This window comes from Streptomyces sp. NPDC091377 (assembly GCF_044757045.1).
GTDB lineage: Bacteria > Actinomycetota > Actinomycetes > Streptomycetales > Streptomycetaceae > Streptomyces.
The window spans coordinates 15,495-27,898 of record NZ_JBIVUE010000022.1 but is presented as its reverse complement, the minus strand read 5'-3'; the positions used below and the strand labels follow the sequence as shown (position 1 = coordinate 27,898).

Sequence of the window (12,404 nt, the reverse complement as noted above, 5' to 3'; positions counted from 1 at the left end):
CCGACGGCGGCGTCCGGACAGCCGGTCACCCACTCACTGGGGAGGTCTTTCCAATGCGTGGGTGATGGGGCATGCTCGATGGGGCTGGTGAGGGTGCTGTGCCTCTGCGGGCCCCTGTGACCAGCACTCCTTCCGGGCACATGACTTCCAAGGATCGATGTTGAGTACGCAGTCCACCACACGTCCGGCCGACGCCTCCGGCACCTTCGCCCTGGGCGGCGACCTTCCCGTGAACCGTCTCGGTTACGGCGCCATGCAACTGACCGGTCCAGGTGTCTGGGGCGAGGCCCGCGACCCGGACGAGGCCGTCCGGGTCTTACGCCGGGCGGTCGAGCTGGGCGTCACCTTCATCGACACCGCGGACGCCTACGGCCCGTGCGTCAACGAGCAGTTGATTCGCGAGGCTCTGCACCCCTACGCCGATGACCTGGTCATCGCGACCAAGGGCGGGGTGTCGCGTCCGGGTCCGGACGACTGGCGGACCGACGGCCGGCCCGAGTTTCTGCGCGAGCGGCTGGAGCTGAGCCTGCGGCACCTCGGGCTTGAGCGCATCGACCTGTACCAGCTGCACCGTATCGACCCCGAGGTCCCGCTGGCCGAGCAGCTCGGCACGTTGGCCCAGCTGCAGCGGGAGGGGAAGATCCGTCACCTCGGGCTGTCCGAGGTGACGGTCGAGCAGCTCAAGGAGGCCCGCACCCATGTGGACATCGTCTCTGTGCAGAACCTCTACAACCTCGTGAACCGGTCGGCCCAGGACGTACTCGACTTCGCCGAGTCCGAGGGCATCGCCTTCATCCCCTGGTTCCCGATCGCCACGGGCGAACTCGCCCGCCCCGGCGGTCCGCTGGACGCCGCGTCCCGGGTGTACGACGCGACCCCCGCACAGCTCGCCCTCGCCTGGCTGCTGCGCCGCTCCCCCGTGGTGCTCCCGATACCGGGCACGTCCAGCGCCGCCCACCTGGAGGAGAACGTCAACGCCGCGCTGGTGCGGCTGGACGACGCGGAGTTCGAGGCCCTCACCGCCGCCGGGTGAGGGCCGCACCGCGTGGTCCGGGCCGGGTCAGGCGTCCGAGGGGACCTCGGCCTTCTCGGTGGACCTCGCCTGCTCCCCTCCGTCCGCCGCCAGCTTGCGGTTGCGGCGGACGGAGGACCAGAAGGACCAGGCGATCAAGATGACACCGATGAGACCGGTGACCGCCTCGGGGATCTGGTAGCGGATGGAGATCATGAGGATCACGGCCAGCGCGCCGATCGCGTAGTGCGCGCCGTGCTCCAGGTAGACGTAGTCGTCGAGGGTGCCCTGGCGGACGAGGTAGATCGTCAGCGACCGGACGTACATCGCGCCGATCCCGAGGCCGAGCGACATCAGGACGATGTCGTTGGTGATGGCGAAAGCGGCGATGACCCCGTCGAAGGAGAAGGACGCGTCCAGGACCTCCAGGTAGAGGAACATGAAGAACGCGGCCTTGCCGGCCATCACGACCGCCGGGACCTTCTTGCCGCTCCTCCTGGCCTCTTCCTCGGCCTCGCGCTCGCGCTCCTCCCCTTCCTCCAGTTTCTTCTCGAAGTAGCCGGAGAGACCGCCGACGACGAGGTAGGTGATGAGGCCGAAGACCCCCGAGAGCAGGACCGTCGCCGCCTTGTCGACGTGTGTGCCGCCGTGCTGGTGGGCCTGGGTCGCGAAGGTCATGGCGCTGATCGCCAGGACGATCAGGGCGACGCAGACCGACAGCATGTCGACCCTGCCGAGCTTGGCCAGCGGGCGCTCCAGCTTGCCGAGCCATTTGATGTCACGGTCCTCGAAGATGAACTCAAGGAAGATCATCAGCAGGAACATACCGCCGAACGCCGCGATCGACGGGTGGGCGTCGGTGACGAGCCGCTCGTAGCGCTCGGCGTCGTTGATCGCGAGATCGACGGCCTCGATGGGGCCGACCTTGGCACTGATCGCCACGATCACGACAGGGAAGACCAGCCTCATGCCGAAGACGGCGATGAGCACACCGATGGTGAGGAAGATCCTCTGCCAGAAGGCATTCATCTTCTTCAGGATCCCGGCGTTGACCACCGCGTTGTCGAAGGACACCGAGATCTCAAGGATGGAAAGGATCGCCACGATCCCGAAGGCCGCCCATCCCCCGTAAAAAACCGCGACGACGAGGCCGAGCGCGGTCACCGCGAACGACCAGCCGAACGTCTTCAGAACCACTGGCTACCCAATCGTTTTGTGCGAGGCTTCCCCCGCGAGCCGTACCTGGCTTTACCAAACACTGACCGAAGCCTAGAGCGCAACCTCGGGGGTCCTGACGCATACCGGCCAAGTGCGTGTGCCTTCCAAGCACCCGCCGACCCCCAACACAGCGGCAGAGTCCGGCACTTGAAGACATCGGGGCGATGGGCGCCCTTGCGAGTTGACTCTCACCTGTGACATGATCTTCATGGATCCGTGCCTGTCTCAGCCCTCATCCAATTGTGAAACGGCGCCATCCCCGCGACCGTCTGCATGCGTTCACACACCGCACCCATGACGGGGTCGAAGCGACCTCGATGGACAAACGATCCACATCATTCCGTTTCGCCCGGCGGGATGACGGAAGAATCAATGTGTGGTACACAAATATAATGTCTCGCCAACTCTCCTTACGCTTCGGCGTCAACATGTTCGTCCCTGGTTCGGCGCACGAGTGGCGCGCGAAGTGCCGCAGAGCCGAGGAACTCGGATTCGACGTCCTCGGAGTGGCCGACCATCTCGGATTCCCCGCACCTTTTCCGGCGATGGTGCTGGCGGCCGAGGCGACCGAGCGAATACGACTGACCACCTTCGTGTTGAACACGCCGTTCTACAACCCCGCCCTCCTCGCGCGTGATGTGGCAAGCACCGACCGGTTCATCGACGGGCGCATGGAACTCGGGCTCGGCGCGGGCTATGTGAAGGCCGAGTTCGACACCGCGGAGATTCCCTTCCCCAGTGGTGGAAAGCGGGTCGAACAGCTGGAACGCACGGTCACGACCCTGCGTCGCCTGTTCGACTCCCCCGATTACCAGCCGCGTCCGGCCCAGCCGTCCGGCCCGCCTCTGCTGATCGCGGGCTGGGGCGACCGGCTGCTGCGGGTGGCCGCCGCGCACGCCGACATCATCGGCTTCCCCGGTGGTTGGGCCAACGCCGACGGCGACGCGCTCCATCTGGCCGGATCCGCGCAGATGGAAGAACGCATCACCTATGTGCGCGGCCTGCTCGGAGACCGTGCCGACTCCGTGGAACTCAATCTCCTGGTGCAGCAGGTGATTCCGCCCTCGGAAGGCGCCGCGGTGCCGGACAGGTTCGCGCCCGTGCCGCCCGACGCCGAGCACAGCCCCGACGAACTGCCGAGTGTTCTGGTCGGAACCGCCGCGGACATGGCGCAGCAGATCAAGGAACGCCGTGAGCGCTACGGCTTCACCTACTTCACGATCATGGAATACAACATGGAGAATTTCGCGCCGGTCCTCGCCGCGCTGCGGTGAACCGCGCACTTCCCCCGCTAGGGGAATCCCGGGATGGACACCCGCTTCGCACCGGCCCAGGAACCCGTCGTGGAGCAGCCGGCGTGAATCGCGCACCCGCAGCCCGCGGCGGCTCCACGACCCTTGTCCTGCTCCGTCACGGTGAGACGGCCTTGACATCGGAGAAGCGGATCTCCGGCAGCGGCGGCTCGGATCCGGCGCTGTCGGAGACCGGGCTGCGGCAGGCCGAGGCAGCCGGGAGAGTGCTCGTCACCCGCGGCCCGGTGCAGGCGGTGGTGTCGTCACCGCTGCGCCGGGCCCGGCAGACGGCCGAGGTGGTGGCTCGTCGTCTGGGCCTGGAGGTCCACATCGACGGTGGGCTCACCGAAGCGGATTTCGGCGCTTGGGAGGGGCTCACGTTCGCCGAGGTGCGTGAGCGTCACCCGGTCGAGATGGCGGCGTGGCTCGCCTCCGCGAAGGCGGTGCCGGGCCGGACCGGGGAGACGTTCGCCTCGGTCGCGCGTCGGGCCGCGCTCTCACGGGACCGGCTGCTGGCCCGGTACGAGGGGGAGACGGTACTGGTCGTCTCCCATGTCGGGGTGTTGCGGACGCTGCTTCGGCTGGCGCTGGGCGCACCACCGGCGACACTGTTCCGGATGGAGCTGTCGGCCGCCTCGCTGTCGGCGGTGTCCTATTCCGGGGACGGGGCCGCGTCGGTGCGGCTGCTCAACGACACATCTCACCTGACGGACCCTCCGTGACGTAGGCGGCCGATGGGGCGGCGCTCGGCCGGTCCCACCGGCTGTCAGTAGGCAGGCGAGGGCGACTGGATCTCGGGACCGGACGGCCCGACAGCGCCCTTCGGATCGAGCGTCTGGACGCCGAGGTGGAGCGGGCCGGGGACCTGGAGCGGTGGAACGAGGACCACTCTGCTTGGGCCCACCGCAGACCGTCCTGGGCGCGCGGGCGGGCCGGTTGAGTAGCGGGCCGGGTCCGGCTGAGTACGCGTGCTCAGGGCGGGGCGCCGAACTCCTCGTACCGTCGGGGGTGGTAGTCGAGCGGACCGGACGGCGGGGAGCCCATGAACGCACTCATGCAGCACGCGAGCGGTGGTTCCTGCGCGTCGCAGGAGTGGCCGATGCTCTACCTGGGCGCGGTAGCCGTCCTCGCGGGGTGCGGGCTCCTGGTCAACCTGATCGCGCTCTGGGTGTGCGTCAACGTCGAACAGCCGGTCAGGACGTGGACGGTGGCGATGGTCCTGCTGCCGTGGATCGGCCTGGTCGTGGCGTCGGTGGCGTCCGTGGGGCTCGGCCTCGACGCGGTGGACCGGGGCGGGTCCCCCTGGTGGTTCCTGCTCGCGGGAGCCGGGGCGCACCTGGGGGCGCTGGCCGTGGTGGCCCTTCTGGTCCGGTCCGCCACGCGGAGGGCCGACCGTGACGGCGGCCCGGCGCCGGACACGGCCGCGCCCGGCGCGCGGACCGGTGGGACACGTGCCCCCTCGGAACCGGCGCCGGCGCGGCCCTCCGCCGTCCCCGTCAACTCACCCCGCTCGCAGGAGGAGTGGCGGGCCCAGGTGATCCGCAGGCCGGACGACGTGGGATACGGGGTCCTGCTGCCGTGGCTGGCCGAGAAGTACTTCGCGCACCACCACCGCCTGATGGACCGGCACCTGCCCTCCGGCTGCCACCCCGGCGAGACCGCCACCGCGGACGACGCGCTCGCGGTCCTCGCCCTGGGTGAGAGCATGCACCGCACGCTCTTCTCGGACCGCTCCTGGTCCGTGCACGACGCCATGCGGTGGGGTGCCACCTGGAACGAGGTGGCGGGCGCGCTGGACGTGACGACGGGCCGGGCCCGGTCCGTCCTCCGGTCCTACGCGGAGGCGCAGCGGGAGCTGTACGAGGAGACGGTGGGGACGGGTGACCGGCCCTTGGGCTACTCCGCCGAGGAGTACCGCTCCGCGCTGGCGCTCATCAGGCTCGCCGACGACGCCCCGTCACCGTCCACCGCGCAGCGGGACGGACGGACTCCGTCCGGTCGGGGATGAACAGGCGCGGACACTGGGTGTCGCGCTCCGCGGGCGAACGTTGACCATGATGCCGACGAGGTGTTCGGCTACGGCGTTTCCGCAACACCGTTCCGCGACTCCTGAACACCTCATCAGCGTCGGACCGTCTTGGTGCGCATGAGGAATTCGGCGAGGTAGCCGTCGTGCGGCAGTCCGTGCGCCATCCAGGGGGTCGGATGGTCACCGACGTAGACGTTGGCGATGGTCGGCTCGGCCACCAGCGCGTCGATCAGGTTCCCGTCGGTGGTGACGGCGGTGAGGACGAGGGTGTCGCGCAGCGGCCGGACACCTGCTGCGCGGTCCCACGGCGCGACCCACGCGCAGGGGAATCCGAGTTCCATCCCGAGTTGTTCGGCGAACGGGCTGTCGAGCTGATGCACCGCCGGCCGGAGCACCGCCGAACCGTCGCCGAGATCGTCCACGACCCCGTCGCCGCCGAGCCACGCCTTGGTGCCCCGCGCCTGCTGCCGCAGATACCCGTCCCATCGACGGGCGAGGCCGAGGGGCTGCACGGGCAGGACCGCTCGTTCGTCCGTCGCGGGCAGGCTGGGCAGTTCGGCGAGGCGTTCGGCGATCGCCGCGGCCACGGGAGAGGGGTCGCCCTCGACAAGGACTGCGGTGGCGTTGACGCAGCCGACTCCCCCACCGCTGCTGATCGACTCCACGATGGTGTCGACGATCGGTTCCCAGGCGGTCTCGGCGGTGATCAGCACCTTGGAGCGCCCGGGGCCCTGTGGCAGTACGCGTCGGTCGTCCGCGTACTTCGCCACGACGTCCGCGCCGCCGTACACCATTCCCAGGTCGGCGTGGCGGAGAACGTCGTCGGCCACGTTGTGGTCGGTGGGCAGGAACACGATGCCCTCGTCGCCGAACCCGGCCTCGCGCAGGGCGGTGATCAACCGGTGCGGGGTGAAGGGCTCACGGCGCGAGGGGCGTACGGCAACGCGGTAGCCGAGCGCGAGGGCGTCGAACCAGCCCTGGTGCACCGCCGGGTGATTGCCCGCCGCGTGGACGGCGAACACCTCGCCGCGCCGGGCCCACACCGCCGCGCCGTCCCGGGCCCGCGGATCGCGCCACGAGTCGACCGCACCGGCGGGCCGCGCGTTCTCCACGCTGTGGTGGACGCGCTCGGCGGCCTGTGCGATCTCGTCGGTGGCTTGGCGTACCACCGTGATCGGCATCCCGGTGACGGTGCTGACGGTGTGCTGATACTCCTGCGGGGTGAGTCCCGCGACCGTCTGCGTCGCGAAGGCCCGGCCGGCCCGCGCGAATGCCTCGATCCGCGCGTCGTAGGCCGGCGTCGGCGCGCGGCGCAGGGCCTTCATCGCGCGGGTGACGTAGAGCGAGGGCGCGAGGCTCAGTGTCGCGACCTGGTGTCCCGAGAACTCGCCGAGGGTCTCCTGGCGCCGGGACCGGTAGGGGCCGCCGGGGCCGAGAACGTCCAGGGACAGCATCAGTACACGCCCTCGACCACGGCCGTGTCGCCGAACGACGCCACCGGTGCGACGTCGGCGACGGCATCGCCGAAGCCGCCGTCCACCGGCGCGATCCGGGTCGCGTAGTCCCGCTCGATGTTGTTGACCAGCAGGGCGCTTCGACTCATGTGGTGCACGACGATCTGCCCGCGTTCCCCGTACGGCACCACCTGTCCGGTGCCGGGGTCGATCACCCGGAAGGTGGTGTACGGCGCGAAGGAGTCGAACACGCAGGGTTCGTCGTCACCGAGGCCGGGTCGTTCCACCGAGGTGCCCAGCATCATCGTGCCACCGTACCCGCCGACCAGTTTGACGCCCGCGAACACCTCGTCGCGCAGCAGGTCCCGGGTGTCGGCGTCCAGATGCGTGCCGCCCCAGATGATCGCGCGCACCTTGCGGTTCACCAGTTCCACCAGATCGTCGTGCTGCGAAAGGCGTTCGAGCAGCGGCGGGGTGGCGAAGAGGACGCCGACGTCCTGGCCGACCAGGAGGTGGCCGACCTGTTCGATGAGGTGATCGGTGTAGGTGTCGGCGACGTCCGTCCGGCCTTCCGAGATGAGCTTCTTCACCCATCGCGGGTCCAGGTCGATGCTGAAGTTCAGCCCACCGCGGAGCATCGCGGTGTCGACCGCCATCGCTCCGACATTGTGCGGTCCGGTGGGGACGGCGCTGAGCCAGTCGACGTTCCGGGGTACGCCGTGGGAGTCCAGTCGCTCGCTGAACCACTCGACGCTGCGGCGATGCCACTCGGCGGTGTACGGAACCGCCTTGGGTCGTCCCGTGGTCCCACCGCTCTCGTAGACGGACGCCTCGTGCTTGTCGCCGTAGCCACGGGGAATCAGCTCACGTACTCCGACGTCGCGCAGTTCGTCGACCACCTGGGGAAACCGGCTGAGGTCGTCGAAGTCCCGGACGTCGGTCAGTGGATCGAAGTCGAGTCGCGCGGCTCGTTCCAGCCAGAACGGCGACCCGGTCTCCGGGCTGAAGTGCCACCGCATCATCTCCCGGACGAACTCTCCGCCCGTGTGCTCGACCATGGATGTCCTCTCGCATTGGTTGAAGTAGATCTCGGCGATCCGGTGTTCATCCGGTCGCGGGGCTCACCGAACGGCGTCTCGCGCAGGGTCGCGGCGCCGGGTCACCCGGCGCCGCGACGCAGTCCCGCGCTGGTCCTCGGCCTCACGGTGCGCTCGGGCCGTGGCCGCTCTCCTACCCGTTCCCGGCCGAACCACCGAGGTGGCGGGTGGTGGAGAGAGCCGCCGTGTCGATCCAGGATTCCTTGTCGAGCACAAGGTCTCGGACGATCTCCCCGGCGGCGGGTGCTTGGCACAGTCCCTGACCGGAGAATCCGGCCGCGTAGAAGAACCGGCGGGAGTGATCGCGGCCGATGAATGCCATGCCGTCCGGACTGACATCGAGGTTCCCGCTCCACCCGCTCTCGATGGAGCCGCCGGCGAGGCTCGGGAAGGTCGTGCCGAGGTGGTGCGACACCCGCCGGAGCCAGTCCTGTCGGGTCTCGTCCGGAGCGGGACGGCCCATCCCGACCAGGATGCGGTCACCCCAGCTGCGGATCCGCAGGCTGGAGGGGTGCATGGTCATCGGCAGGGCGTCGTGCGGGACATCGCCGGGGGTGTCGGTCAGGAGCATCTCGACGGGGTACGTGGTCACGGGAACGGTCACGTCGGCCAGGGCGGCGACCGTGCCCGCCCAGGGCCCTGCCGCACAGACGACGGTGTCGGCGCGGATGCTTCTGGCGGGCGTGTGGACCCGTCCGTCCGGGTCGATGCCGGTGACGGGCGTGTCCGTGCACAGGACGGCGCCCGCCCGCCGGGCCGCTGTGGCGTAACCGCGCACGATGGCGGCGGGGTCGCAGGTGTACGCCTGGGGTGACCAGGCTGCCGCCAGGACGGTTCGCTCGTCCACCAGGGGGTTCAGCCGGGCCGCTTCAGCAGCGGTCACCAGTTCGACCTCCACACCCGCTGCCCGCTGGGCGGCCTCGTTCTCCCGGAAGTCCCGCACCTGTCGCTCGTCGGAGAGCAGCACGAGCAGGCCGATGCGCTCCAGGCCGAGTTCGGTGCCGGTCCGCTCGGTGAAGGTCTGGTACTCCGTCAGGCTCCGGACGGCGAGGCTGCTGATGAGCGCGTTGCCGGGAAAGTAGGTACGCACCACGCCGGCGGTGGTCCCGGACGCTCCCGATCCGAGCGCGCCACGCTCCAGCAGGACGGTGCCGACGCCCGACTCGGCGAGCCGGCACGCTGTCGAGGTGCCGATGACACCGCCGCCGATGACGACGGCGTCAGCGCGTTCGGGAAGTCGACTCACGACTGGAGGACCGGTTCGTCGGGGCGCAGTTGGCGCAGGTGGTCTCCGGCTTCCCACGGGTACAGGTGCAGGTTCCAGCCGCCCAGGCAGTTGATGTAGAGGGCCAGTTGGCCGACCACGCTGAGGAAGTCCTCACGGTCGAGCCGGTCGAGACAGTCCAGGAAGCGCTGGGTGAAGCTCCACAGCCGTTCCAGGCCGCAGTAGCCCAGGAACTCGGCCGGAACACCGACCAGGAGGCGCGTCATGTGGCGCAGGGAATCCATCGGCATGCCCTGGACCGCGCCCCGGACCAGACCACCGTAGGTGGCATACCCCAGCGGGCGGGTCTCGCCGTTGACGAACAGCAGGGTCGGCAACACCGTCTCGAAGCTTCCCGCCCCGGAGGGGATCAACCCCGCGTGGAGGTCGGCCAGTTCCTTCGGTTCGGACAGCCATGCCGTCTCGGTCGCGGCGTGCACATCGTCGATGAGACGGCTCGCGTCGGGATCCGCGGCGACCAGTTTCGGAATGCGGTGGCCGCCTTCGGTTCCCGCTCTGCGGACTTCCACCAGGATCGGCTTCTTCGTCGAATAGACGGAATCCCAGATCCCCTGTCCGGCCTCCAGCAGGGCCGGAATGTCTTCCTGCCGGATCCGGCCCACCGGGGTGGCCGGCATCGGTTCGGTCAGCGTTCCGTACTTGATGCCTAAATGCTGAAGACCGGAGCAGAATACGGTCCCATCGGGCGCGTCGCGTCGATCCGCTATACGGGTGTCCGCGGTCAGATGCAGCAGCGACGGAATCGGTGCCGCGTGATAGAGATGTTCACCCGCCACGAGCGCGTGGCCTTGCAGACTCTGATAAGGCAGAGCCTCCCAGAGGGCGTCGGCGAGTTCGGCGTTGCGGCCGTCGAGTTCCGCTGTCACCGTGACGCCCAGATCGGGCCAGGCAATCTCGATGTGCCGACCGGATATCGTTTCAGTCAAGGTTTGTCCTTCGCTCGGTTGAGCTGTATGAAACTCCCTGCCGTCGCGCTTCAACGTACCGGCGATCAAGAGCGGACCCACCCCCGACCAACCCCTATCGTGGCGGAGCCCCTACCCCAGCGCGCCGTGTCGCGACCGGCTCTGACCAGGCATGGAACAACAGTCCCGCAACCATTGCTCCATACAGTTTCTTTACTGTCTCTTGGGGCTCCCTGCATACGTGCTCATCGCGGCCGACTTCTGCGTTCGGCGACCGTGCGCCGCGCAAGGCCCGGTCGAGGAGTCGGATGTCCGAATGACCGGCCGGATCGTTCTCGCCGCGTTCGGTGCGGGCCTGCCGACCTGGGGACGGAGAAGGCCGGGAGCTGGAACGCGGATGCCCGGGCTGAGCCCCTTCCGAGGGATAGGGGCCCCTATCTTCGTCGTTCGTCCTCCACAAGGCCGTGGGCGGCTGCCTAGCATCGCGACCTGACGCAGTCGGCTCAACGGCACGGGCCCGGTGCCCGACCGGGGTACGGGCGTGGGGTGGGGCCGCCGCTTCGCCGTGGCTCGTAGGGGCCGCCCAACATCCGGGAGCATGCATGGTTTCACGAATCGTGGTGGCGGGCGGGGGCATAGCCGGGCTGAGCGCCGCGCTGCTGCTGGCACGCCAGGGGTACGCGGTGGATCTGGTGGAGCGGGACGGTCCGCCGCCGAAGGATCTCGGCGGCGTTCAGGAGTGGCGGCGACCGGGTGCGCCGCAGGTCCGTCATCCGCACATGTTCCTCGGCCTGTTCCGGCACCTGCTGCACAGCCGGTTGCCGGACGTGCACGCGGATCTGCTCGCGCACGGGGTCGACGAGGTGGACATGACGGCGCCGCCCGGGGTCGAGGCTCCGGCCGACGCGACCGAGCTGGCGAGCTTCGGCTCCCGCCGGGCGACCGTCGAATGGGTCCTGCACCGCGCCCTTCAGGGGCAGGCCGGTGTCCGGGTCCACCACGGCGTCTCCGTCCGTGAGGTCGTGGTGGACCAGGGACGCGTCCAGGGTGTGCGGGTGGACACCGCGGTGCTGGAGGCGGACGCGGTGGTGGACGCGACGGGGCGTCGCTCGCCGCTGGTCGGCGCCTTCACCAAGGAAGTGGAGGAAAGCCCCTGCGGCAACGTCTACAACAGCCGTTTCTACCGGCTGCTCGACGGCGTTCCGAAGCCGCCCACGTTCCTGGTTCCCGTGGTCTTCGCGGGCGGGGAGGGCTTCGGCGGCGGGCTCTACGCACATGACAACCGTACGTTCGCGGTGGTGTTCGCCCGGCTGCCGGAGGACGCGGCGCTCGGGCGGCTGCGTGAGACCGGCGCGTTCGAGGCCGCCGCGCACGCGGTGGCTCAGTTCGAGCCGTGGCTGCGGCCGGGCAGCGCCGAGCCGATCGGTGACGTCGTACCGATGGCCGGACTCACCAACATGTGGCGCGAGTTGACGCCCGACGCCCCGTCCGGCTATCTGCCGATCGGGGACGTGCTGTGCACGACCGATCCCATCCTGGGCCGTGGCGCTTCCTTCGCCCTGGCCGGGGCGGCCGAACTCAGTGACCTGTTGGACCGTCACGGTGCGGATCTGGACGCGGTGAGTGCGGGACTGCGGGCCTACGCCCGGCGCACGGTCCGCCCCTGGTACGAGGACGGGGTCCACGAGGACACGGAGCGCATCCGGAACTGGCGCGCGACGGTGGCCGGTCGTCCGGAGCCGCCCGCGGGGCTCCCGCCGGCCCTTCTCACCGCCCTGGCCGGTCAGCAGGACCACCACCTGTGGGAACGGGCGCAACTGCGCGCCAATCTGATGGCGTCCCCGGACAGCCTGGACACCCCCGAGGTGCGGGAGCGGCTGGACGCGGTACTGGCCACCGGCTGGGAGCCTCCGGTGCTCTCCCCCGGCCCTTCCTACACGGAGCTGACGGACGCGCTGAGCGCGCACAACGGCTGAACCCGCTCGACACCCGCAGGGCCCCGGCACGTGCTGGGGCCCTGCGGTGTGTTGCACGCGGGGCCTGCGGTGGTCTGGTACGCGGGCTCTTCGGTGGTCTGGTGCATGGCCCTGCGGGGGTCTGGTACACGGGGCC

At 69.6% G+C, this 12,404-nt stretch carries 10 protein-coding genes; 5 read left to right on the top strand and 5 right to left on the bottom strand.

Annotation, left to right across the window (positions count from 1 at the left end; genetic code table 11):
- Window positions 1–157: 157 nt before the first annotated feature.
- Window positions 158–1,033 (top strand): aldo/keto reductase, encoded by an 876-nt coding sequence (locus tag ACIQNG_RS33305; protein ID WP_401440325.1) that lies wholly within the window; start codon window positions 158–160, stop codon window positions 1,031–1,033.
- Window positions 1,034–1,060: 27 nt separating this feature from the next.
- Here the strand turns inward: ACIQNG_RS33305 and ACIQNG_RS33300 are convergent, their stop codons facing one another.
- Window positions 1,061–2,209: a DUF475 domain-containing protein gene (locus tag ACIQNG_RS33300; protein ID WP_401440323.1), complete on the bottom strand. Its 1,149-nt coding sequence runs from the start codon at window positions 2,207–2,209 to the stop codon at window positions 1,061–1,063.
- A 413-nt stretch (window positions 2,210–2,622) separates the two neighbouring features.
- Here ACIQNG_RS33300 and ACIQNG_RS33295 point away from each other — a divergent pair, with 413 nt between their 5' ends.
- The 3 genes from ACIQNG_RS33295 (at window position 2,623) to ACIQNG_RS33285 (ending at window position 5,530) form a co-directional block, all read left to right on the top strand.
- Window positions 2,623–3,504 carry an LLM class F420-dependent oxidoreductase gene (locus ACIQNG_RS33295; RefSeq protein ID WP_401490228.1) on the top strand — a complete coding sequence of 294 codons (882 nt, stop codon included), beginning with the start codon at window positions 2,623–2,625 and terminating at the stop codon, window positions 3,502–3,504.
- An 83-nt stretch (window positions 3,505–3,587) separates the two neighbouring features.
- Entirely contained in the window at window positions 3,588–4,244 is a 657-nt protein-coding gene (locus ACIQNG_RS33290) for a histidine phosphatase family protein (protein WP_401490225.1), read from the top strand.
- A 320-nt stretch (window positions 4,245–4,564) separates the two neighbouring features.
- Complete coding sequence (locus ACIQNG_RS33285) at window positions 4,565–5,530, top strand: hypothetical protein (RefSeq protein WP_401490223.1); 966 nt, start codon at window positions 4,565–4,567, stop codon at window positions 5,528–5,530.
- A 113-nt stretch (window positions 5,531–5,643) separates the two neighbouring features.
- Here the strand turns inward: ACIQNG_RS33285 and ACIQNG_RS33280 are convergent, their stop codons facing one another.
- From ACIQNG_RS33280 to ACIQNG_RS33265, 4 genes are all read right to left on the bottom strand, one after another.
- Window positions 5,644–7,005, bottom strand: a complete 1,362-nt coding sequence (locus ACIQNG_RS33280; RefSeq protein ID WP_401490221.1) for an aldehyde dehydrogenase family protein — start codon at window positions 7,003–7,005, stop codon at window positions 5,644–5,646.
- Window positions 7,005–8,063 (bottom strand): AMP-binding protein, encoded by a 1,059-nt coding sequence (locus ACIQNG_RS33275; protein ID WP_401440313.1) that lies wholly within the window; start codon window positions 8,061–8,063, stop codon window positions 7,005–7,007. Before ACIQNG_RS33275 ends, ACIQNG_RS33280 begins: the two co-directional genes overlap by 1 nt.
- Before the next feature lie 172 nt (window positions 8,064–8,235).
- On the bottom strand, window positions 8,236–9,348 hold the full coding sequence (locus ACIQNG_RS33270; protein WP_401490219.1) for an NAD(P)/FAD-dependent oxidoreductase: 1,113 nt from the start codon (window positions 9,346–9,348) through the stop codon (window positions 8,236–8,238).
- A complete protein-coding gene (locus ACIQNG_RS33265; RefSeq protein WP_401440309.1) occupies window positions 9,345–10,313 on the bottom strand; it encodes a hypothetical protein in 969 nt (322 codons plus the stop codon). Before ACIQNG_RS33265 ends, ACIQNG_RS33270 begins: the two co-directional genes overlap by 4 nt.
- Before the next feature lie 581 nt (window positions 10,314–10,894).
- On the opposite strand from ACIQNG_RS33265, the gene ACIQNG_RS33260 reads away from it, so the two are divergent.
- Window positions 10,895–12,268 carry an NAD(P)/FAD-dependent oxidoreductase gene (locus tag ACIQNG_RS33260; protein WP_401490217.1) on the top strand — a complete coding sequence of 458 codons (1,374 nt, stop codon included), beginning with the start codon at window positions 10,895–10,897 and terminating at the stop codon, window positions 12,266–12,268.
- Window positions 12,269–12,404 lie beyond the last annotated feature (136 nt).

Coding starts and splice junctions, on each gene's coding strand:
- ACIQNG_RS33275 (WP_401440313.1), bottom strand. CDS start 8,063: ATGGTCGAGCACACGGGCGGAGAGTTCGTCCGGGAGATGATGCGGTGG.
- ACIQNG_RS33260 (WP_401490217.1), top strand. CDS start 10,895: ATGGTTTCACGAATCGTGGTGGCGGGCGGGGGCATAGCCGGGCTGAGC.
- ACIQNG_RS33285 (WP_401490223.1), top strand. CDS start 4,565: ATGAACGCACTCATGCAGCACGCGAGCGGTGGTTCCTGCGCGTCGCAG.
- ACIQNG_RS33280 (WP_401490221.1), bottom strand. CDS start 7,005: ATGCTGTCCCTGGACGTTCTCGGCCCCGGCGGCCCCTACCGGTCCCGG.
- ACIQNG_RS33305 (WP_401440325.1), top strand. CDS start 158: ATGTTGAGTACGCAGTCCACCACACGTCCGGCCGACGCCTCCGGCACC.
- ACIQNG_RS33295 (WP_401490228.1), top strand. CDS start 2,623: ATGTCTCGCCAACTCTCCTTACGCTTCGGCGTCAACATGTTCGTCCCT.